18 protein-coding genes are annotated in these 22,650 nt (G+C 42.3%); 14 read left to right on the plus strand and 4 right to left on the minus strand.

Going from position 1 to position 22,650, the window contains the following annotated elements; translation table 11 throughout:
• Positions 1-234: 234 nt before the first annotated feature.
• From AC4IFT_RS17665 to arnT, 3 genes are all read left to right on the plus strand, one after another.
• Positions 235-1,494, plus strand: coding sequence for an aromatic amino acid transport family protein (locus AC4IFT_RS17665; protein ID WP_490735996.1), 1,260 nt, complete (start codon positions 235-237; stop codon positions 1,492-1,494).
• Between the two features lie 298 nt (positions 1,495-1,792).
• Positions 1,793-3,067 (plus strand): bifunctional O-acetylhomoserine aminocarboxypropyltransferase/cysteine synthase, encoded by a 1,275-nt coding sequence (locus AC4IFT_RS17670; protein WP_490752108.1) that lies wholly within the window; start codon positions 1,793-1,795, stop codon positions 3,065-3,067.
• 390 nt (positions 3,068-3,457) lie between these two features.
• Entirely contained in the window at positions 3,458-5,101 is a 1,644-nt protein-coding gene (gene arnT / locus AC4IFT_RS17675) for a lipid IV(A) 4-amino-4-deoxy-L-arabinosyltransferase (protein WP_490752110.1), read from the plus strand.
• Positions 5,102-5,160: 59 nt separating this feature from the next.
• On the opposite strand, the gene AC4IFT_RS17680 is transcribed toward arnT, so the two are convergent.
• The 4 genes from AC4IFT_RS17680 to AC4IFT_RS17695 are packed head-to-tail and all read right to left on the minus strand — an operon-like array spanning position 5,161 to position 9,998.
• Entirely contained in the window at positions 5,161-5,337 is a 177-nt protein-coding gene (locus tag AC4IFT_RS17680; RefSeq protein WP_490752111.1) for a hypothetical protein, read from the minus strand.
• Positions 5,334-8,438, minus strand: coding sequence for a MexW/MexI family multidrug efflux RND transporter permease subunit (locus tag AC4IFT_RS17685; RefSeq protein WP_490752113.1), 3,105 nt, complete (start codon positions 8,436-8,438; stop codon positions 5,334-5,336). The genes AC4IFT_RS17680 and AC4IFT_RS17685 overlap by 4 nt, the downstream gene beginning before the upstream one ends.
• Before the next feature lie 9 nt (positions 8,439-8,447).
• Positions 8,448-9,557, minus strand: a complete 1,110-nt coding sequence (locus AC4IFT_RS17690) for an efflux RND transporter periplasmic adaptor subunit (RefSeq protein WP_490736005.1) — start codon at positions 9,555-9,557, stop codon at positions 8,448-8,450.
• A gap of 12 nt (positions 9,558-9,569) precedes the next feature.
• On the minus strand, positions 9,570-9,998 hold the full coding sequence (locus AC4IFT_RS17695) for a DoxX family protein (RefSeq protein WP_490736007.1): 429 nt from the start codon (positions 9,996-9,998) through the stop codon (positions 9,570-9,572).
• A gap of 99 nt (positions 9,999-10,097) precedes the next feature.
• Between AC4IFT_RS17695 and soxR the strand changes: the two genes are divergently transcribed.
• From soxR to AC4IFT_RS17750, 11 genes are all read left to right on the plus strand, one after another.
• Positions 10,098-10,595, plus strand: a complete 498-nt coding sequence (gene soxR / locus AC4IFT_RS17700) for a redox-sensitive transcriptional activator SoxR (protein ID WP_255586269.1) — start codon at positions 10,098-10,100, stop codon at positions 10,593-10,595.
• 236 nt (positions 10,596-10,831) lie between these two features.
• Complete coding sequence (locus AC4IFT_RS17705; RefSeq protein WP_490752115.1) at positions 10,832-11,617, plus strand: SDR family oxidoreductase; 786 nt, start codon at positions 10,832-10,834, stop codon at positions 11,615-11,617.
• Between the two features lie 32 nt (positions 11,618-11,649).
• Complete coding sequence (locus AC4IFT_RS17710; protein ID WP_490752117.1) at positions 11,650-12,894, plus strand: styrene monooxygenase/indole monooxygenase family protein; 1,245 nt, start codon at positions 11,650-11,652, stop codon at positions 12,892-12,894.
• Between the two features lie 15 nt (positions 12,895-12,909).
• Entirely contained in the window at positions 12,910-13,452 is a 543-nt protein-coding gene (locus AC4IFT_RS17715; RefSeq protein WP_490736013.1) for a flavin reductase family protein, read from the plus strand.
• A 10-nt stretch (positions 13,453-13,462) separates the two neighbouring features.
• Entirely contained in the window at positions 13,463-14,245 is a 783-nt protein-coding gene (locus tag AC4IFT_RS17720) for a cyclase family protein (protein WP_490736014.1), read from the plus strand.
• Between the two features lie 3 nt (positions 14,246-14,248).
• Positions 14,249-15,853, plus strand: coding sequence for a phytoene desaturase family protein (locus tag AC4IFT_RS17725; RefSeq protein ID WP_490752119.1), 1,605 nt, complete (start codon positions 14,249-14,251; stop codon positions 15,851-15,853).
• An 81-nt stretch (positions 15,854-15,934) separates the two neighbouring features.
• Positions 15,935-16,828 carry a SphA family protein gene (locus tag AC4IFT_RS17730; protein WP_490752121.1) on the plus strand — a complete coding sequence of 298 codons (894 nt, stop codon included), beginning with the start codon at positions 15,935-15,937 and terminating at the stop codon, positions 16,826-16,828.
• A gap of 529 nt (positions 16,829-17,357) precedes the next feature.
• Positions 17,358-17,984 (plus strand): fimbrial protein, encoded by a 627-nt coding sequence (locus AC4IFT_RS17735; protein ID WP_490736020.1) that lies wholly within the window; start codon positions 17,358-17,360, stop codon positions 17,982-17,984.
• Positions 17,985-18,067: 83 nt separating this feature from the next.
• Entirely contained in the window at positions 18,068-18,763 is a 696-nt protein-coding gene (locus AC4IFT_RS17740; protein ID WP_490736036.1) for a fimbrial biogenesis chaperone, read from the plus strand.
• A gap of 18 nt (positions 18,764-18,781) precedes the next feature.
• Positions 18,782-21,262, plus strand: coding sequence for a fimbria/pilus outer membrane usher protein (locus AC4IFT_RS17745; protein ID WP_490752123.1), 2,481 nt, complete (start codon positions 18,782-18,784; stop codon positions 21,260-21,262).
• Entirely contained in the window at positions 21,253-22,248 is a 996-nt protein-coding gene (locus AC4IFT_RS17750) for a fimbrial protein (RefSeq protein ID WP_490736024.1), read from the plus strand. Before AC4IFT_RS17745 ends, AC4IFT_RS17750 begins: the two co-directional genes overlap by 10 nt.
• Positions 22,249-22,650: the final 402 nt, after the last annotated feature.

Here is a 22,650-nt window from a genome sequence, read left to right on the forward strand (position 1 = left end):
CATTTTTTTATTACACATAAAATTAAATTCTTTATATATAAAAAATATTATTTCAATAACATGGAAAAGTATTTTTTAGCAGAATAATGACAACGCATTTTCTTATTTAACGTTATTAACGAGATCTGCGCCAAAAAGTTGAACGAAATAAATCGATTAAATTAGGTACTGATACGCATTTAATGCAAAATCAGCTCATCTTTTTACAATAACGTTAATGATGAAAATTACATAATGAGCACAATTGAAAAAGTTGCTACTGCAACAGATAAGCCAGTAAGTAAATGGACGTATCAAGATTTTACGTGGGTACTTTCTTTATTTGGCACAGCGGTTGGCGCAGGGGTTTTATTTCTACCAATCAAAGCGGGGGCTGGCGGTTTTTGGCCATTAGTTATCTTGGCATTAATTGCAACGCCTATGATTTGGTTGGCACATAAAGGGCTTGCACGGTTTGTTTTATCGTCTAAAAACCCAAATGCGGATATTACTGATACAGTTGAAGAACATTTCGGTAAAACAGGCGCGAACATTATTACCTTTGCTTATTTCTTTGCGATTTACCCAATCGTATTAATTTATGGCGTTGGAATAACAAATACCGTTGATTCATTCTTAGTGAATCAAATTGGTATGGACCCACTTCCTCGCTGGTTGCTCTCAGGGGTACTGATTGCAGCGATGACGGCGGGGGTGGTTTTTGGCCGTGATTTAATGCTAAAACTGACCTCTCTCATGGTTTATCCACTGGTGTTTATCTTATTAGCGCTGTCTTTGTATCTGATCCCAGAATGGAACATGTCAATGCTAGAAGTTGCACCTGACTGGAGTTCAATGCCTGTGGTGGTGTGGATGGCTATCCCATTGATTGTATTCTCATTTAACCATAGCCCAATCATTAGCCAATTTACTAAAGACCAACGCCAACAATTTGGTGATAAAGCAATTATCAAAACGGATATGATCACAGGTGGCGCAGCATTGATGCTCACTGGTTTCGTGATGTTCTTTGTTTTCTCGGTGGTGTTATCGTTGAGCCCAGCAGAATTGACGGTCGCAAAGGAGCAAAATATCAGTGTGTTATCGCATATTGCGAATATTAACCCTTCTCCGATTCTGTCCTATTTAGGCCCAATTGTTGCTTTTGCTGCCATCGTCTCAAGCTATTTTGGCCACTTCTTAGGGGCCCATGAAGGCTTAGTGGGTTTAATCAAATCACGTTCTTCTTTCTCACTGAAGAAAATTGAAATGGCGTCAATGCTGTTTATCGTGATCACCACATGGATTGTCACTATTCGTAACCCAAGCATTTTAGGGATGATTGAAACGATGGGGGCACCAATGATCGCCGCTATCCTATTCATCCTACCTGTTGTGTCGATGAATATTATTCCTGCAATGAAGAAATTTAGCACCTCAAAACTGGCGCAAATCTTTACGTTTATCTGCGGGTTAGCGTCAATTACATCGGTTATTTATGGCGCGTTCCAGTAAACAATTGAGAAAATAATGTACGAACAAAGCCACTGCCTCAACAGGTGGTGGCTTTTTTATATCAATAGGCAATAGGTTATAAGTATCGACATTGATATAACCTGATGGTTAAGCTAAATAGCGTGAAAATCACATACAGTTATAACTAAACGAACTAACTTATATGAAATAATTTCAAGTTCAGATAGTTGTCTACCGAAGAGTCTTAGGTAATATCTAGTGTCAACACAGCATCAAACCTCTTATTAGATACCTAATCTGGCCGTGTTTTTCCAGTGCATCATAACAAGGATAACAAATGAAATTAGAAACATTATCGATTCACGCTGGCTACTCTCCAGACCCAACAACGAAGTCTGTCGCCGTTCCGATTTACCAAACCACTTCGTATGCTTTTGATGACACGCAACATGGCGCTGACCTGTTCGATTTAAAAGTCGCGGGTAATATTTACACGCGAATTATGAACCCGACCAATGATGTGTTGGAAAAACGAGTTGCTGCATTGGAAGGTGGTGTCGCAGGTCTAGCGGTTGCCTCTGGGATGGCAGCGATTACTTACGCGATTCAAACCATTGCTCAAGCTGGGGATAACATTGTTTCTGTTGCAAAACTGTATGGCGGAACTTATAACTTGTTAGCTCACGCTTTGCCTCGCTTAGGTATCGAAACCCGTTTTGCAGAACATGATGATTTAGCCGCATTAGAAGCGCTGATTAATGAAAAAACCCGTGCAGTTTTTTGTGAGTCTATTTCGAACCCTGCTGGGTTTATCGTTGATATTGCTGCGCTGGCGGAAGTTGCTCACCGCCATGGTGTACCGCTGATTGTGGACAATACCGTTGCGACACCATATTTATGCCGCCCTTTTGAACATGGTGCGGATATTGTTGTGCACTCATTGACTAAGTATATCGGTGGTCATGGCACATCGCTGGGCGGTATGGTCATCGACTCAGGGAAATTCCCATGGACGCAATACCCAAATCGTTTCTCGTTATTGATTGAGCCTGATGTGGCTTACCACGGCGTAAGCTATACCGAACACTTTGGCGCAGCGGCCTTTATTGCCCGTTGTCGTGTCGCACCGTTACGTGGAACGGGGGCGGCGTTGTCACCATTTAATGCCTTCTTAATTTTACAAGGTTTAGAAACGTTAGCGTTAAGAATGGACAGGCACACGGAAAATGCACTAAAAGTGGCAAACTTCCTTGAAAAACATCCACAAGTGGAATGGGTCAAATATGCAGGGCTACCAAGCAACCCTGAACACGCGTTAGCACAAAAATACATGAATGGTAAACCTGCCAGTATTATGTCGTTCGGTATTAAAGGTGGTCAGGAAGCGGGAGCACGCTTTATTGATGCGTTGCAACTGATTGTTCGACTAGTGAATATTGGTGATGCGAAGTCACTGGCTTGCCACCCTGCATCCACGACTCATCGTCAATTGAATGATGCAGAACTCGCACAAGCTGGGGTTTCACGAGATATGATCCGTTTATCGATAGGGATTGAGCATATCGACGATATCCTCGCAGACCTTGAGCAAGCTTTAATTGCTGCCAAATAATTGTTAGCTGCAACGAAGAAGAGCCAGTGATGGGTTATGCCATGACTGGTTTTTTTGTTTTGTAACGTAAATAAAAATGATTCTATTTTAATTTTAAATATTAAGAATTAATTAATTTTTAATATTTATAGTGTACCGTTATGGAATGAACTATTTTTTAAAAGACGAGTCTTAACATTCGATTCTTATCTCTTTTTTGTGATGAATAAAATAGAGTATTCATTTATTGATTGTTTATGAACAGCAATGTGAAAGTCGGGTAATTATTGGTTTGTTTATGCAGGGTTTAATTGTCGCAATGATAATAGCCTAACAGAAAATGGTGAGCGCTAGTTTGGCGCTAACAGTTTAAAAATATTAAATATTAATAACAAGAATGGTTGAGATGAGATGAATATGGCAAATAATAAAATTGCCTACCTTAAGTGGTGTCTGCTATTTGGATTTGTTGTTACAACCTATTTTTTACCGTTAAACGGGCGGCTATTATGGCAACCTGATGAACTCCGTTACGCTGAAATTAGTCGTGAATTAATCATCAGTTATAATTGGAGTGTGCCTGAACTACTGGATATTCGTTATTTCGAAAAACCAATTTTTGGTTATTGGGTTGGTGCATTTTTTCAAATGTTATTTGGTGAAAATAATGTGTCTGTCCGCCTTGGCGTTGTATTTAGTACATTAATCAGTGGGTTATTTGTTTACCTTAGTGCCAAAATGGCATGGAAGAACTCACGTATCGCGTTTAATGCCACGTTTATTTACCTCTCCATGCTAATGGTGTTTACCATTGGCACTTATAACATTCTTGACCCTATCGTTACCGCGTTTATTACCATGGTCATTTTCTTTTTCCAATGGGGGCTGACCACCAAGCGGTTTTCTCACCAACTCTTAGCATATATTTTGCTGGGGGTGGCCTGCGGTTTAGGGGTGTTGACGAAGGGGTTCTTAGTTTTAGTTTTACCTGTGTTAGTGTGCTCGATTGCCGGGGTTTACTTTAAAAAGTTTAAAGAAGTCTTTGTTTTTTCATTTGTTTCTATTTTTACAGCCTTTGTGGTTTGCTTGCCATGGGCATTTGTCATCGCCAGCCGAGAACCTGATTTTTGGCGCTATTTCTTCTGGGTTGAACATATTCAACGGTTTATGTCAGATAACGCCCAAAATAAATCACCGTTTTGGTTTTATATTCCTATCATGATGGCGGCAGTGCTGCCTTGGTTGGGCTATTTATTCGGTGCTTTACGCCAAGCATGGCAGCAAAAAGGGATGCATATCTATTTCCTATTATGGTTCCTTGCGCCGTTTGTCTTTTTTAGTATTACGAAAGGCAAGCTACTCACCTATATCTTGCCATGTATTGCACCCGTTGCGATTTTAATGGCAGCGTACATTGAAAAAATCTTAACGGAGAAAAAAACACTCGCCATCCGTGTAAATGCGGTGATCAATATGGTGGTTGGCGGGCTTGCTGCGGGTGTGATCATTGCCTCGCCTTATATCCCTAAATTTAATATTTACCAAGCCGATGAAAGTCATAAATTATGGCTGGCGGCAGGGGCATTTATTTTTTGGCTGGTGGTGGCGGTTATTTCCATGAAGCAACGGTTCTGGTATTTAGCCGCAGCATGTACAGTGGCCATTAGCTTAAGTGTGGGCCATGTGATCCCAAATTATGTTGCAAGCAATAATACCCCCCAGAAGTTGATCGCTAAGTATTACAATCAATTGGAAAACAAATCGGTATTATTAACCAATAATGTCGGATTAGGGACGGCCCTTGCTTGGGTATTAAAACGCAGTGATATTACGATGTTGTATCAAACGGGTGAACTGGGATATGGCCTTCAATATCCTGATGCTGCAAACCGTTTTTACGGTTTAGGCCAATTACCTGCACTACTGGAAAGCCATCAATACAAAAATGTTGCCGTGGTGGTGGAAGGTTCGAAAAATGAGTTGATCGATGCACTTCCCGGCAATCCAATAATTATCCGCGAGGGGAATTTGGTGCTGGCTTTCTATGAAGGGTAAAAGATAAAAAACCGCATAATTCATATTTGGATTATGCGGTTTGGTTTGAAAAGAGGGCGTTAACGAGGCGATTTAGTCGACATTATCTCATTATCTTCCGCGCTGCTCTTTCCTGTGTTAGCGGATAAACCATGGTAAATTAACAGCATTGCCATACTGTTACTCATTGCACTCATCTCTACAGCAGCACTGGCTGTCTGGCGATTATTCTGTGTGTTTATTACGGTATTTCTCATTGTGAAGTCTCCTGAGTTTCTTTAATCAGGCGATTGGCTTCAGCAAGCTCATAGCGCCTTGGTGTCAATGCTGTGGCACTGTGATTGCGTGCCAATAATGAATAAATAGTTGGTAAAACAAACAATGTGAATAGCGTCCCAACCAACATCCCAGTGACAATGACTAATCCGAGGCCAAAGCGGCTATTTGCGCCAGCCCCCGTGGCGAATAATAACGGTACCAAGCCAATCACCATCGCCGCTGTCGTCATTAAAATTGGGCGTAAACGAATTTGCGCTGCTTTTAAAATGGCATGTCGTCGGTCTAACCCTTCATTTGCCTGCAATTCATTGGCAAATTCCACCATCAATATTCCATGCTTACTGATTAAACCTATCAAGGTCACAAGACCGATTTGGGTATAAATATTCAAGGTTGCGTAACCCAAGGCGAGTGGGATTAGCGCACCGCAAATCGATAATGGGACGGTGATAAGAATGATCAGCGGGTCGACCAAGCTTTCATATTGCGCGGCGAGGACTAAATAAATAATGATGAGCGCCGCCATAAAGGCAAAGGCGAGGGTGTTACCTTCTTGTTTATATTGGCGCGAATCGGATTGCCAGTCATGGCTAAAGCCCGCTGGAAGTTCATTGGCAATTTCATCAAGGTAAGCGACAGCCTGTCCCAATGTTACGCCAGGAGCCGGAATAGCTTGGAAAATTGCCGCATTTTGTTGGTTAAATTGCGTCAGTTTGTTCGGTTCAACCTGCGTATGGATATCTACGACCGTAGACAGCGGGATCATCGTGCCTGTTTCGGCTTTCACATAGTGACGAGAAAGCGCTTCAGGTGTCAGCCTTTGACTTCGCATACTTTGTGGGATCACATCGTAAGAACGGCCATCCATCCCAAAGCGGTTAATATAGTTTTCGCCCACTAATAAGGTCAGGGATTCACCAATATCTTGCATGCGAATGCCTAAACTATTGGCTTTAGAGCGGTTAATTCGCACTTCAACCACTGGGTTGTTATAGTCTAGGTCACTGTCCACGACCATAAATAAGCCGCTTTCCCGTGCTTGTTGTTTGATTTCCTCCATGGTTTTATACAGCACGGAGTAATCTTGCGGGCTTCTTAGCACCATCTGAATCGGTAACCCCCCAGTGGAACCGGGTAATGCAGGTAATTGGAAAACAAAAATACTGTTTCCTTCGACATCGCCAACGCGCCCTTGTAAGTCTGATTGGATAGCGGAAGCGGGTCTATCTCGTTCTTCCCAAGAGGATAAATTGGTTCCCCCAAAGCTGGCGGAAGGGCCATCAGTGCCGTTAATAATCCACGTACTTTCGGTTTCAGGGAGTTCCATGAAAACATCGTGCAATTTACGAGAAAACCGTTCGACATATTCAAGATTGGCATGTTGTGGGGACTTAATCGCGGTTAATACACTCGATTGGTCTTCAACAGGGGCTAATTCGCGCGGGGCGGATTGGTAAAGCATCGGTAAACTGATGAATACCGCCACGGCAATCACACCTGTTATCCAACGGTTTTTTAACGAAAAGTTCAATAAACGTGTGTAATAGTGTGCCAGTGTAGTGAAGAACTTTTCCGCCATTCGTGCCATGCGGCCTTCATTTTGTTTTGAGTTCAGCATAAAAGAGCTCATGACCGGGGAAAGGGTCAATGCCACGATACCAGACACAATCACCGCACCTGCAAGGGTTAGGGCGAATTCTTTAAACAATGCCCCTGTTAGGCCAGACATCAAACCAATTGGCGCATAAACGGCGGCTAAGGTAATGGTCATGGCAATAACGGGCCCTGCCACTTCTCGGGCACCAATTAAGGCTGCCAATACAGGGGATTTACCTTCTTCGATATGGCGATGGACGTTCTCCACCACTACGATAGCATCATCGACCACTAATCCAATCGCCAAGACCATGGCTAACAAGGTTAACAAGTTGATACTAAAGCCAAAAGCCATCATCAGAGCCGCAGCACCTAACATGGATAATGGGATCGCTAGGATAGGAATAATGACGCTGCGAATCGATCCTAAACACAGGTAAATCACGGCAATAACAATCAGCAAAGCTTCGACTAACGTATTGATAACTTGGTCAATAGAGGCCTTAATAAACCGTGAAGTTTCAAAGGCCATCTCCACTTTCACACCCGGCGGTAGCGTTTTATCAATATCTGGCATTAATTTATTCATGCCATCAACAATGACCAGTGGGTTACCCGTTGGCGTTGCAAACAAGCCAAGGTAAATCGCGGGCTCACCATTCATTAAACCGCTGGTTTCTGTCGAGGCAGCTCCTAGCTCAATGGTTCCCACATCTTTTAAACGAACTAGCCCATTGCCATCGTTGCGGATCACCAAATCGCGGAACTCATCCACATTGGTTAAGTCGGTATTCACATAGACGTTAGAAATGACATACTCACCTTTGACTTTACCCGGTGCGGCTTGGTAGTTATTTTGGCGCACGGCTTGTGCCACATCGGCCGCTGAAAGCCCGCGCCCTGCCAGTTTGTCAGCATCAAGCCACAAGCGCATAGCAAGTTGCTGCCCACCGAATACTTGCACTTTCGCGACGCCTTCGATGGAGGAATACATCGGCTCAACCACGCGAGAAATATAGTCGGTCAACGCAGGAATGGATAAATCTGTACTTGAAAACCCGATATAGGCAACCGCCGTTGATTCTCCAGAAGATAACTCAATGACAGGATCGTACGCTTCTTTCGGCAACTTGTAGCGCACTTGGTTAACTTTCGCCATCACTTGCGTAAGGGCTTGGGTTGAATCACGGTTTAATTCCATACGCACGGTGACAAGGCTGCTGCCCTGCACAGATGACGACGACAGATAATCGACGCCTTCAACCGATGAAACCGCTTGGGCGATAGGCTGGGTAACAAATCCCTGCATTAATTTTGCTGATGCGCCGGGGTATTGCGTGGTGATGGTCACTGTGGCACTTTCGAGCTGTGGGTATTGGCGAATGGGTAATTTGCTCAAGGCAAATAAACCAATCAACACAATTAACGCACTGACTACTAAGGCTAAAACAGGGCGGCGTACAAAAACATCCGTAAATTTCATATCGCCTCCTTATGAACCTTGCTCAGTTTGTGCTGCGGGTTCAGACAACGTATCTTGCGCAACGGGCGTCACCGCAGATCCATTATTGAGGCGCAATTGGCCTGATGTGACCACTTTATCGTTAGCGCTTAATCCATGTTCAATTTCAATTTTGCCATCCCAACGTTGGCCTGTTTTGACGGAAACACGCTTGACGGTCATGGCATCGCCTTCGCCTTCTGTAATAAAGACCGTGTCCCCGTAAGCGGTGTAAGTGACAGCCGTTTCTGGGATAGTGAGCACTTCATTACTGGCTTGGCGAACCACATTCACGTTGGCGTACATACCGGCTTTGAGGGTGCCATCGCTATTTTCTAATGTTGCTTGCAGCGCAACGGTGCGAGACTTACCAATGAGCGGGTCAATAGCGGTGATGCGAGCAGGGAAGGTTTTGTTTGGATAGGCATCCACCGTAACATCAACCACTTGCCCTTGATGTAACTCCGGGGACGCTTGCTCATCTAACGAAAAATTCAGTTTTAACGTTTTGGTATCGACCAGACTTGCGATAGTTTCACCGGGGGTTAAATACTGCCCTTCATGTACTTGGCGAATACCAATTGTGCCATCAAAAGGCGCACGAATGGTTTTTTGCGCAATGAGTGCTTGAGTTTGGCGAATGAGTCCTTGGGCAATATCGCGTTCTGCGCGAGTACTATCGACTTGCGCTTCCGCCACTAAATGCTGTGCAGATAACGAGCTTGTTCTTTGATATAAGCGTGCTGCATTGCGCATCTGCGCTTGGTAGCGAGATAAATCGGCTTGCTCCACCGCATCGTTAAGTTGGACTAAAACTTGGCCTTTTTTAACCTGTTGGCCAGATTCAAAGGCAATGTTAGTAATACGGCCATTCGTTTCCGCTGCTACTTGCACTTGGCTACCTGCTTCGAGTTCCCCGACACCATAAAACGTCCGTGGCGCAGTATCTAAACTGACTGGAGCGAGAGCAACTTTGGTTGGTGGATATTGATAAGCGGCTTTTTCACCTTCATCGTTTTGTGCATACGTCGAATAAATGGCGCTACCGCCCCCTGCTGCGATCAAAATAGTACACAGTGTGATTATTGTTTTTTTACTCATTTAATTTTCCTTCTATTTCTGCGTTTTCAGCGCGAAATAAAGACGGCGAAAATGCCCTGCAATTGCCACCGCCATTAACCCACCAATGACGGCAATATGTTCAATAGCCCAAAACATGGCGATTTGCGCTTGTTCTCCTGTATAACTCCAAAAAGTGTGCACAATCACAATGGTGAGGAACAAAAAGACGGCAAGTGCTCCTGTTGCAAGCCATAACAAGCGGTTAAGTAACACGAGAACCGAACCAATTAGCATCACGGCGGCAGAGGCAATATTGAAGAACCAATCTGGATGCAGGCCAGCTGCACGCATTTCAGCGAGACTATTTTCATAGTTAAGTACTTTGGCTAACCCAGATGAAATAAATAAAACCAAGATTAGTAAGCGAGCAACAAACCATAAGCTATTGCTTTCTAACATTTTGGCGATCACCAATGGCATGAACCTATCCCCTTTCAAAAAATAACGTCAATTGACAAAGACACAGGGTCGCACTATAAAACCTTAAGTTAAGTTGAGGTCAAGAGAAGGTAAGCAAAAATGGCAGATAAAGACACAAAAGCGATAAAACCCCACAAAAATGGGGAAATAAATATTGATCCTACAAGGGCATTAACGGTTGGTGAGGTTGCAAAACGAGCAGGTGTAGCGGTTTCAACTGTACATTTTTATGAGTCAAAAGGGCTCATTCAAAGTACCCGTACACACGGTAATCAGCGACGGTTTCCCACAGTTGTTTTACGTTATATTGCCATTATTAAAGTCGCGCAAAGTACAGGTATTCCATTACAAGAAATCCAAGAGGCATTAGGGCGCTTCCCCGCAAATAGCGCGCTAACATCGGAACAGTGGAAAGAGATGTCCACCCAATGGCGTGTTTCGTTAGATAAACGAATTCGGCAGCTCACGCGTTTACGTAATGAATTGGATAACTGTATTGGTTGCGGCTGCTTATCGTTAAGTGATTGCCCGTTACGTAACCCTGATGACGTATTAGGGAAAAAAGGCCCGGGCGCCCGAATTTTAGAGCGACCTTAAATAACCATAAAATCCTGTCCTGTCATTAATCACACTTTTCATTTTTTGGATAGCTGCTGCGAAAAGCGGCTATTTCCCTTCATATATCATCGCTTTGTTGACTAAATTGCCGCACTGGGTGGATATTTTTTGCGCCCAGCGGCTACAGCTTTTCGCTCATTCTGCGTAATTATCAGTCATGTTAATTTTTTGTGAATTCATTGTAATAAAATGAGAGCGAAAAGAGGGCGTCAAAGATGAAAGGTTTGAATAACAAAATTGCAATTGTGACTGGGGGCGCGACCAAAATTGGCGCAACAGTGGCAAAAGTGCTGAGTAGTTATGGTGTTAAAGTCACTATTTTTGATATTGACGCCGCCAATGGTGAAAAAGTCGCACAAAGTGAGCCACACATTGATTTCTTACCTGTGGATATCACTGACGACCAACAACTTAAACAGGGCATTGACCGCGTTGCGCAAAAGTATGGGCAACTCGATTTTTTGGTTAATCTGGCCGCAACTTACCTTGACGAAGGCCAGTCATCCTCACGACAAGACTGGTTAACTGCGTTAAATATCAACGTGGTGAGCGCGGTTATGGCTGCGCAATTTGCTAAAACGCATTTTGTGAAAGCGGGTAAAGGCGCCATCGTCAACTTTACCAGTATTTCGTCTTCTGTTGCTCAAACAGGCCGCTGGCTCTACCCCGCATCGAAAGCCACCATATTGGAGGTCACTCGCAGTCAAGCGATGGATTATGCCGAAGACGGCATTCGTGTGAATTCTGTTTCCCCCGGCTGGACATGGTCCCGTGTGATGGATGAAATCACCGGTGGCGACCGCCAAAAAACAGACCGTGTTGCCGCGGATTACCACTTACTTAAACGCGTGGGCGACCCTGAAGAGGTGGCTCAAGTTGTTGCGTTCCTACTTTCTGATCTGGCGAGTTTTGTGACTGGCGCAGATTACGCTGTCGATGGCGGTTACTCCGCTATGGGGCCTGAACAGGCTAAACCTGCAATTCCCCGTCTTGCACAATAAGACACCATTTAAACTTTGCTGAGGAAAATACTATGCGTCGTATTGCTATCGTAGGTGGTGGTCAAGCGGGTATGCCGTTGGCCTTAGGCCTGTTAGATAAAGGTTATGAAGTGACGGTTGCCACAAATCGCACGCCGGATGATGTTAAAAATGGTCGCGTGATGTCGAGCCAATGCATGTTTGATATTTCGCTGCAATTTGAGCGTGATTTAGGGATTAACTTTTGGGAAGACAAATGCTCACCTGTTGAAGGGATTGGTTTTACCGTTCCTCATCCTGAAAAAGCGGGTGAAAAAGCGATTTCTTGGCGCTCGCGCTTAGATAACTACGCACAAGCCGTCGATCAGCGTATCAAAATGCCGTATTGGATGGAGCTGTTTTCAGCACGTGGCGGCAATTTACGTATTGAAGATGTTGGCGTTGCTGAGCTGGAGCGTTTGGCTGAAACCCATGACCTTGTTGTGCTGGCAGGGGGGAAAGGGGAAATTGTTAAGCTGCTTGAGCGCGATGAAACTCGTTCGCCATATGATAAACCTCAACGTGCTTTGGCACTGACGTATGTGCACGGCATGTTACCGACACCTGAATACTCCCAAGTGTCGTTTAACTTGATCCCCGGTGTTGGTGAATACTTTGTGTTTCCATCCTTAACCAACAGTGGTGATTGCCACATTATGGTTTTCGAGGGTATTCCGGGTGGTCCAATGGATCAGTGGGGTGAGGCTCGTACTCCACAAGAACACTTGGCGTACAGTAAAAAAATCCTCAACACCTATCTACCTTGGGAAGCGGATCGCTGTCGTAATATCGAATTAACGGATGATAACGGCATTTTAGCTGGGCGCTTTGCACCAACGGTGCGCAAGCCGGTATTAACCCTGCCATCGGGCAAAATTGTGTTTGGTTTAGGGGATGCGTTAGTGACGAACGACCCATTAACAGGGCAAGGTTCGAATAACGCGACCAAGGCTTGCAAAGTCTACTATGACGCAATTCTCGCCCACGGTGATAAACCCTATACCGCACAGTGGATGAACGACACTTTCGAACAGTTCTGGAAGTATGGTCGCCATGTTGTGGAATGGACAAACTCATTATTAGCGCCACCAGAGCCACATATTCTGCATCTGTTAGGTGCAGCCCAGCAATTGCCATCCCTCGCACACACCATCGCGAATGCCTTTAACTACCCGCCAGTACTGTTCCCATGGTGGAAAGATGGTGCGGCATGTGAGGCCTACATTCAATCACAAATGATGGAAGAAGCCCGCGCTTAACGGGGAGGATTGACTATGTCTATGATTGCAGAGGATACATTCATGTGCGAAAGGGAATGGGGTCATACCGAATTTGAATCTAAAACCTTGCGCAACTTGCTCGGGTGCTACCCAACAGGGGTCGCAATCGTGACAACACGCACCGCAGATGGCCGTGATGTGGGGTTAACCATTAACTCGTTTGCGTCGTTATCACTCGACCCACCATTGGTTTTATGGAGTTTAGTGAATCATTCACCAAACTTAGCGGTATTTCGTGATTGCGCCCATTTCACCATCAATATCTTAGGACACGGGCACCAAGAACTTGCTATGCGCTTTGCGAATCCACGCATAGAAAACAAGTTTGAAGATGTGGCTATTCATTTAACCCCTGAAGGCATACCTGCATTGCACGGCGCTATTGCTACATTGGTTTGTGAAAATCATAAGCAGGACACCATCGGCGACCACTTATTGATGGTGGGGCATGTGCGTCGTATCGGTAGTGAAACAGGGAAACCTCTAGTATTCCATGGCGGTGGCTTTACCGCTTTACATGAATCGCCGTTGGCGTAGGAGAAACACCATGAATCAGCAAGCATTGATGACATTCGCGAAAGAATTACAGCAAGGCAATATTCAGGTTGTCGATCTAACACAAACCTTATCGCCATCATTCCCTGCGCTGCAATTACCTGAGCAGTTTGGGCAGGTGTGGTCGTTCAGTATGGAGCAAATCTCCCGTTACGATGATAACGGCCCAGCTTGGTATTGGAATAACTTTAGTTGCGGTGAACATACCGGTACGCACTTTGATGCCCCTATTCATTGGATCAGTGGTAAAGACCAAGCGAATAACACGGTTGATACCATTCCTGTTGAAAACTTTGTTGCCGCAGCCGTGGTCGTTGATGCGAGCAAAGAAGTAGCGCAAAACTCTGACTGGGTGCTAACGGTCGAGTTTTTGCAAAAATGGGAAGAAAAGCACGGCAAAATACCTAAAGCGGCTTGGGTACTTTTTAGAACGGATTGGTCGAAAAAAGCAGATGATCCAGCAGCTTATGTGAGCATGCGTGAAGATGGTGCCCACACGCCGGGGCCGTCTCAAGAAGCTGTCGAATGGCTTATTCATGAGCGTGATGTGAAAGGGTTTGGTGTTGAAACCATTAATACGGATGCAGGGCAATCTTACAGCTGGCCTGTGCCTTACCCATGCCACACTTTAATGCATGGTAATAATAAATATGGCCTACAGTGCTTGAAAAATCTCGATAAATTACCGCCTACAGGTGTGGTAATTGTTGCGGCTCCGCTGAAAATTGAAGGTGGGTCAGGCAGCCCATTACGCGTCTTGGCACTAGTGGGGTGAGGTATGGCAACACTTTCTAACCCACAAGTGATCGTCGTTGGTAGCGGGATGAATTCCTTGATGTGCGCGGCTTTGCTGGCGGTGCGCGGAAAATCGGTGTTGGTGTTAGAACGAAATGACCGCTTAGGCGGTTGTATTCGGACTGAAAATTTATTTGAAGGGTATACCCATGATCTGCTTTCTTGCTGGTATTCACTGTTTGTTGGCAGCCCCGGCTATCAAGAACTCGAACCGCACTTGAAAAAGTATGGATTAGAGTTTGCCCAATGCGACTATTCAACAGGGCTAGTCCAACCCGATGGGCAGTCTATTGCGCTGAAGCGGGATGTTGCTGAGGCCGCGAAACAGCTCGATCTCATTGCGCCTGGTGATGGGGTAGCATTTCGTAAAATGGCAGACAAATTATTCACCCAAGATGCGGCGCTTACATTTGGTTTATTAGGGCAAAACCCTTATAGCGGCGGTATGTTAAAGCTGCTGTTTTCCGAATGGCGTAAACGCGGTGTCGATGGGTTATTGGATTTTGCTAAATCAGGTGTGGAAAGCTTTCGCCGCTGGTCCGAACGCGAATTGCAGCATGATTTTAGCCGCGCGTTGATGGCGCCATGGGTACTTCACACCGGGTTAGGGCCTGATGAAGCGAGTTCGGCGCTAATTGGTAAATTAACCTTCGCTGCCGTTGTTGCTGGTGGGATGCCTGTCGTGAAAGGTGGCAGTTATCGCATCGTTGAGGCTTTTGCGAAAGTGATTGAAGCTCATGGTGGTGAGCTCAAAACGGGGATGCACGTCGAAAAAGTGGTGACGCAAGGTGAGGGGAAAAATAGCCGTGCGACAGGCGTCATCGTCAATGGACAAATGATCCAAGCCACAGAAAGTGTGGTGTGTAATGTCACCCCAACGCAACTGTATGGCTCATTACTTGATAATGTCTCACCTCAAGTGATGGAAAAAGCGAAAGGTTACCGCTACGGCCGCGCAGGGATGCAAATTCACTTTGCATTAAGTGCACCGCCCCCTTGGTGCAACCCTGAATTATTAAATGTTCCACTCGTTCATTTTACGGAAAGCATGGAACAGGTTTGTTTATCCGTAACTCAAGCGAACAATGGCTATCTACCTGAAAAACCAACATTTGGGATTGGGCAACCTACTGCATTAGATCCCAGCCGTGCCCCCGATGGTGGGTGGATCTTATGGATCCAAATGCAAGAATTGCCAAGGCGCTTAAAAGGGGATTCAGCAGGGGAAATTACTATTCCCGATGATGGGCGGTGGAATGATGAAGTACGTGAAGGGGTTGCAGATAGAATTCAGCAACGTTTAGAACTGGTTATGCCTGGTTTTTCTTCGCTGATCGTGGGGCGTAAAGCTATTTCGCCAGCGGATCTGGAAAACTATAACTGTAATCTTGTTGGTGGCGATCCTTACTCAGGAACGTGTTCACCGGATCAATTCTTCTGGCTACGGCCTTTTGCGGCATCAGGCCAAACAAAAACACATCAAACAGCGGTTAAAAACCTTTTTCATATTGGTGCATCAACACATCCGGGTCCCGGTCTTGGCGGGGGTTCTGGTTACCTTGTTGCGCAAAAACTGACGAAAAAATAGGACAAAAATAAAACGCAAGGGAACTGCGAGATAACAGGCAAAGCACACACAGTAAGACAACCCACTATGGCAGGAAACATGATGAATAATAAAATAATCAGTAAGCTTGTTGCAGGTTCGTGTCTCAGCGTACTTTCGTTTGGCGCCCTTGCGACGGAAGGGGGCGGGTTGGGTATCTATCCCGATGGGCTTGAAAACTTTATGTCGGGAGCATTACCCCCGCCCGGTGTACATGTGCTGATGTATGGTGGGAATGCGCACTATGACAGCGTTCGTGATAATAAAGGGGATAAAATCCCAATTCCGGGTTTTAGCGTGAATGTGAATGTATTGGCGCCCCGCTTAATTTGGGTAACAGATCAAAAAATATTGGGTGGCGATTTAGCTTTCCATACCATCGTGCCGTTATTGGATGTGACCGCAAAAGCCGCGGGCAAAAAAGACACTAGCCGTGGATTAGGCGATGTGACATTCGGGCCTGCTTTGGGTTTCCACCCTTCTGCGGATTTACATTATGTGGTGGGTTTAGATGCCTATGCACCGACAGGGAAATACAGTAAAACAGACCCTTCTAGCCTAGGTAAAAACTATTGGGCATTACAACCGGTATGGGCGATTAGCTATATCCCCCCTGTCGGCGTGAATGCCGATTTAAAAATGATGTATGATTTTAACTTTCGCAATAACGATACCAAAACTCGTTCAGGGCAAGCTTTCCACGCTGATTATGGTTTAGGTTGGGGGTTCGGCAATGGCTGGGTAGCAGGGATTGGTGGTTACGCATTTTGGCAAACAACGGATGATAGCGGCCCAAATTCTGCCCAAGGAAAAGCCCGCGCTTATTCCATCGGCCCTTCAATTCGCTATGCAAATCCACAAGGTTGGTTATTTACCGCTAAATGGGAAAAAGACTTTGAAGTGAGAAACCGTCCAGAAGGTTCACAAATTTATTTAAAAGCATCGATTCCTTTCTAGTTATATTATTATTTTTTTTGCTTATACGCCATATATGATTAAGTCTTATATGGCGTTTTTTTATAGTTAATTATACGTGGTTCTATAATTGTTTAAATTTTAAAATTAACATTTTATAGTGGAATCACGTATATATTAAATCAAAAGAAATGGTATGCATTTCATTTCAAAAATATATATATTCAAGGGGTTTTACTTATTTCTTGTTAATATCGATCTTTATTAGTTTGAATAATTAAGTTTTTATAACTTATTGTTTAATATGTTTTTTGTTTGATTAATTAATTGATTCGTTAAATGAATAAAATAAAAAATTTTATTTATTTATAAGTTGTGTATTATTATAAAAGTCATCCAGACATTAACTGTTTAAATCTGGTTGTTTATTGCGGTATTAAAATAAATATTAGTTTTCAAAGTATTAAAATAGAAACATTTGCTAACAGATTATGACAATTAAATGGATTTTAAAACCCCAGTTAATTAATAAGTCAGCATCCGTTTTATAATTTAATTAAAGGAATTAACCATGAAAAAACTATTATTAACCGTATTTATTACTACTGGTTGCTTATCTATTAATTCATTTGCAGCAACAGATAAAGTCGCGGGTGGGCAAGTTAACTTTTACGGAAAAGTGACTGATATTTCTTGCACGGTATCAGTAGATGGACAAGGAAGTAATGCTAGCGTGTATTTAGCGCCAGTTTCAATTAAAGAAGTTAAAGCCGCCGCGGCACATACTTATTTAAAACCAAAGTCATTTGTTATTGATGTCACCAATTGTGTACAAACTGCCACATCAACACGTGCGGATGTAGATGTGAATTTAAAAATGGACAGAATTGGCGTTTATTGGGATGGTGGTAACATCTTACAAAGCCCCCCTGCTGGTGCTGAAGGGTACTTAGCCAATACAGAATCAACAGGCGCTAAAAATATCCAACTGGTACTTGCAACCAAAGGTGGAACTACCTTAACGGGGACCAAAATTATACCCGGTGATCCTAGCCAAGCAAAAGTCGCGAGTGATTTAGCCTCAATTAAAGATGGTGCTCGTTTTACTTATTTCATTGGTTATGCCGCGCCAGTGCCTGCAACGGTAACAACAGGTTTAGTTAATAGCTATGCGACCTATGAAATAACCTATAACTAATTTTTTATAGGTTTATTTGTTATCTCAAGCGGTAGTTAAAACTACCGCTTATAAGAGGGGAACAAATGAAATTATTGAACGTATTGAAAGTATTGAGCTTATTCATAGGTTTTATTAGCCAGTTTGTTTTTGCGGACAATATTATTGTTAATGGGACGCGTTTTATTTACGCTGAAAATGACAAGGAAATTACCATTCAATTAAACAATACAGCAAATCGCCCCGCGGTTGCACAAATATGGCTTGATGAAGGTAATTCAAAGGCACTTCCTGAAACAATCAAAACACCATTTCAAATTATGCCACCTATTTCTAAGTTATCAGCCGGTGGTGGTCAAACAATACGTATTAAGTTGATTGATAAATCACAATTATCCACAGATAAAGAAACATTATATTGGCTAAATTTATTAGATATTCCTCCTATTACTAAATCAGAGAAAAATGCCGATCAAAATATGTTGCAGCTTGCAATTCGTTCTCGCTTTAAATTTATGTATCGCCCTAATAAATTAGGAAGCCGAGAGTTAGCTCCTGAAAATTTGCAAGTATCAGGGGGGAATGGAACTCTTCAAATCAAAAATCCAACACCATTTTTTATTACCGTAACAACGGTCAATACAGATAGTAGTACATTAAATTTAGAAGGATTTATGTTGTCTCCAAATGAGACGAAAACAATAAAAATTCGAGGGGTAGTGAGTGTTGGAGAAAGCCTAACGATAAATAACATTAATGATTATGGCGCAGAGGTTCCAGCAAAAATAAAAGTGCACTAATTAGGTACAGGGATGAACATGCGAGATAAAAAAAAGAAAACTATTTTTTTCACATTATCAATGATACCAACTTTTTTCTGGGGAAATCATGTTCAAGCGGAAGAACAAGATGTAGATGAAATTTATGAGTTTAATAGTGGGTTTATTGTTGGTGGTGAAAACAACATTGATTTAACACATTTTAATGAAAATGAGTTAAGAGAAGGTACTTACTCCATTGATATTTATGTAAATAAAAATTGGAAAGGTCGTCATGAAATACAATTACGTCGTAAGGGTAATGATGGCATGGGAGCCTGTTATAACAATAAATTGCTAATGAGTCTCGCAATAGATACAAATGCACTAAATAATACCTTAAGCCAAAGTGAACATTGCAACTCGCTGAAGGAATGGAACTCAGATAGCAATATCAAAGAAACCTTTGAACCAACCAGCCTCCGATTAGACCTAACATTTCCTCAAATTTATATCATTCAATCTCACGCAAGTTATGTTCCCCCTGAATTTTGGGATACAGGAATTCCTGCATTAAATACATCTTACCAAGCTAATTTCTATAGCAATAACCTTTCTAACTCATCAGTAGATCATTATTCCATGTTCTATATGGGTGTGAATTCAGGTTTTTCATACAAAGGTTGGCAACTAAAACATATTGGCAATGCAACGTGGCAAGAGGGAGATAGTTTTAAGTGGGATAGTAATCAAACCTACCTACAAGCCCCCCTTGTCCCGATTAAATCGACAATGACATTAGGGCAATTTTATACACAGGGTAATATATTTGATAGCGTGAGTTTACGGGGTGTAAAGATTGCAACGGATGACAGTATGTATCTCGATGGTGTGGCAAATTATATCCCTGAGATACGTGGTATTGCACAAAGTAATGCATTAGTGACAGTACGACAAAATAACACAGTTATTTACCAAACCTCTGTTCCACCTGGGCCCTTTAATTTACAAGATGTGAATCCTTCAGGTTATGGAAATGACTTAGAGGTAACGATCAAGGAAGCTGATGGAAGTGAAAATTCATTTTCTGTACCTTATTCATCGTTAACTCAATTGTTAAGGCCCAAATTTACACGCTACCAAGTTTCTGCTGGAAAATTAGATCAAAATGCTTATCGTCATCGCCCCTATATTGTTCAAGGGACATTGCAACATGGCTACAATAATTATTTTACATTTTACACTGGGATCAATGCTTATGATGACTACCAAGCGTATATGCTGGGCACAGGGATTAATACAAAAATTGGCGCTTTGGCTTACGATGTTACTAGTGCAAAAACCAAAACAGAAAATAGCGATAAAAATGGCTTCAAACATCAATTAACACTTAACAAATTATTTTCAGAGACAAAAACAAATTTTATTGTCAGTGGAAATATCAACTCGAGTGAGTCTTACTATGATTTGAATGAGTCACTCTATTTAATTGATAATGAAAAAAATCATACAAATAATCGCCTAAGGCATGAAAAGAAAAGCATAAATTATACCGTTAACCAAGAGTTGCCTGACCAATATGGCGGTTTTTATTTTACGGGGCGAATGTCGTATTATTGGGACGATAGCCGTTCGGAAAAACAGTATCAGTTTAATTATTATAATCGTTTTGACCGGTTATCTTACTCTGTCGCTTTTATGCGGCTTTATTCTGATAATAATCATAATAAAAAAGACGATAGAATCAGTATTAATCTCAGTTATCCATTATATTTTGGTGATAATCGCCAGATATCCTTGACGTCAAATACCATTTTTAACAACTCCACATTTGAGGCAACACAGCTTGGTATTAATGGGGCTTTTGATGAGGAAAATAATTGGGTCTATGGGATTAACTCATCATTTTCAAATAACAGCAATAATAATGTTGCTCTCAATACGGCCTACCGAACGTCTTATTCTTCTCTAAATGCGAATTATAGCCATGGAAAACGCTATCGTCAGTACGGGATGGGGGCAAATGGTTCGATGGTTATTCACTCTGGAGGAATAACTTTTTCACCGAATACATCTCAAACGATGGCACTCATTGAAGCTAAAGATGCTCAAGGTGCAGCCATTGTGGGATCTCCTGGAACATATATTGATGGGAATGGTTATGCTTTAGCCTCATATATGCGGCCATACCGTGTTAATACCATTGAATTGGATCCTAAAGGGAGCTCTGAAGATATTGTCTTCACAAACACTCTTAAAAATATTGTGCCCTATGAAGGCAGTATCGTAAAAGTCAGCTTTGATACCAAAATGGAAAAAACAAATGTAATTGAAATAAAAAGAAACAATGGTAGGCCTTTACCTTTTGGTGCCGATATTAAAAATATTCACGGAGAGTCAATTGGCAGCGTAGGGCAAGGAAGTAATGTCTTTATTACTGGGGAATATGAAGGTAAAGCCACAGTAATTTGGCATGAAGGTGAATGTTCATTTTTTATCAATAAGCAGAGTGAATTGAATAGGGGTATGATATGCGAATAATATATTTATATTATTTTTCTGCTGTTTTTGCCGTCAGCGCGCCAGTATTAGCCGATTGTACTCGTTCTTCAGTTCCTCCCGTTGATATTAATATGGAATTGGGGCGTGTCGTCGTGAGTCCTGATCTTCCTGTTGGGACAATCATACGTGAAAGAACATGGAGTATGGATACTGCAACAGTACCTTGGGGGGAATGCACTGGTGGTACAATTTTAGATGCTAACATTGTGGTAAACAAGCCGATGTCAGGGGACAATATTATTGAAACAAATGTTCCGGGAATCGGTCTTAGGTTTAGGCGTGATGCTGATGGCGGTAATATCAAAATTACGTATCCGGGGCACTATACTGTACCGGGCAATGGACTTAAAAATGTTGTTTTAGCAGGTTCAACATTTACGATCCAAGTGATAAAAACAGCTGAAATCACAGGTTCGGGCTCCATTCATCAAGGTGAATATACCCGCTATGGATATTTACCTGATTCTATATCACCAGCATTAATTACTCGATTAACAGCGGATGCAATTACGATAATTTCTCCTTCATGTAAGATTACCTCAGGTGTAAATCAAAACGTGATAATGCGTTCAGTGAAAAAAAGTGAATTTTCAGGTATCGGTTCTGTTGCGGGTTCAACGCCATTTTCGATTAATATGTTATGCAGTGGCGGTGTGAATATCGCGAATACATCGAATGTTTATATGTCTTTCAATGGCGAGCTTGCTGCTGATACAGTGAAAAACCAAGGTGTATTGAAAAATAGCTCGTCAGAACTCCAAGCTGCGGATGGTGTTGGTGTACAAGTTTTAACTGAAGAAGATAAACCATTAGAATGGGACAAAGAATATTTGGTTGGTAGCGTTGGAATTCAACAAGAAAAAACAATTAATCTTAATTACATAGCAAAATATTACCAATATAAAAAAGAAATATCTCCAGGGAAAATTCAAGCAAAAATGATATTTAATATATCTTACGATTAGTAAATTCCCCTATAAAAACTCATTGGCAAAGATGCCACTAAAATAATTATTTTTTAGTGGCTTTTTTATTTGTTTAGAATTTTAAACAAATTACTTATATTGAATATATATGTTTTTAATATGAAAAGGGTTTTTATTTTAAACTAAATGGTGTTTTTTATTTTCTCTTACCTATTTAGAAGTAAGCTAAGTTGACTAAATGTAATTGTTTATTAAAAACTGTATTGACATATTAATTTAACTTAGTATCATTCTGCCTCGAAATAAAGACCGATTATCATACTCTTTTAAATACGTATCTATTCCTATATGAGATGCTATTTTGGCTATTGGCTGAATTATCTTAATTACCTTGATGTTTAATTAATTGAAAATTAATCAATTTTTAAGATTGAGAGGTGA

This window comes from Providencia sp. UF-183 (genome assembly GCF_058246155.1).

What these genes read in the sequence shown, in the direction of transcription:
- AC4IFT_RS17665 (WP_490735996.1), top strand. Translation starts at nt 235, where the DNA reads ATGAGCACAATTGAAAAAGTTGCTACTGCAACAGATAAGCCAGTAAGT.
- AC4IFT_RS17670 (WP_490752108.1), top strand. Translation starts at nt 1,793, where the DNA reads ATGAAATTAGAAACATTATCGATTCACGCTGGCTACTCTCCAGACCCA.
- arnT (WP_490752110.1), top strand. Translation starts at nt 3,458, where the DNA reads ATGAATATGGCAAATAATAAAATTGCCTACCTTAAGTGGTGTCTGCTA.
- AC4IFT_RS17680 (WP_490752111.1), bottom strand. Translation starts at nt 5,337, where the DNA reads ATGAGAAATACCGTAATAAACACACAGAATAATCGCCAGACAGCCAGT.
- AC4IFT_RS17685 (WP_490752113.1), bottom strand. Translation starts at nt 8,438, where the DNA reads ATGAAATTTACGGATGTTTTTGTACGCCGCCCTGTTTTAGCCTTAGTA.
- AC4IFT_RS17690 (WP_490736005.1), bottom strand. Translation starts at nt 9,557, where the DNA reads ATGAGTAAAAAAACAATAATCACACTGTGTACTATTTTGATCGCAGCA.
- AC4IFT_RS17695 (WP_490736007.1), bottom strand. Translation starts at nt 9,998, where the DNA reads ATGCCATTGGTGATCGCCAAAATGTTAGAAAGCAATAGCTTATGGTTT.
- soxR (WP_255586269.1), top strand. Translation starts at nt 10,098, where the DNA reads ATGGCAGATAAAGACACAAAAGCGATAAAACCCCACAAAAATGGGGAA.
- AC4IFT_RS17705 (WP_490752115.1), top strand. Translation starts at nt 10,832, where the DNA reads ATGAAAGGTTTGAATAACAAAATTGCAATTGTGACTGGGGGCGCGACC.
- AC4IFT_RS17710 (WP_490752117.1), top strand. Translation starts at nt 11,650, where the DNA reads ATGCGTCGTATTGCTATCGTAGGTGGTGGTCAAGCGGGTATGCCGTTG.
- AC4IFT_RS17715 (WP_490736013.1), top strand. Translation starts at nt 12,910, where the DNA reads ATGTCTATGATTGCAGAGGATACATTCATGTGCGAAAGGGAATGGGGT.
- AC4IFT_RS17720 (WP_490736014.1), top strand. Translation starts at nt 13,463, where the DNA reads ATGAATCAGCAAGCATTGATGACATTCGCGAAAGAATTACAGCAAGGC.
- AC4IFT_RS17725 (WP_490752119.1), top strand. Translation starts at nt 14,249, where the DNA reads ATGGCAACACTTTCTAACCCACAAGTGATCGTCGTTGGTAGCGGGATG.
- AC4IFT_RS17730 (WP_490752121.1), top strand. Translation starts at nt 15,935, where the DNA reads ATGAATAATAAAATAATCAGTAAGCTTGTTGCAGGTTCGTGTCTCAGC.
- AC4IFT_RS17735 (WP_490736020.1), top strand. Translation starts at nt 17,358, where the DNA reads ATGAAAAAACTATTATTAACCGTATTTATTACTACTGGTTGCTTATCT.
- AC4IFT_RS17745 (WP_490752123.1), top strand. Translation starts at nt 18,782, where the DNA reads ATGCGAGATAAAAAAAAGAAAACTATTTTTTTCACATTATCAATGATA.
- AC4IFT_RS17750 (WP_490736024.1), top strand. Translation starts at nt 21,253, where the DNA reads ATGCGAATAATATATTTATATTATTTTTCTGCTGTTTTTGCCGTCAGC.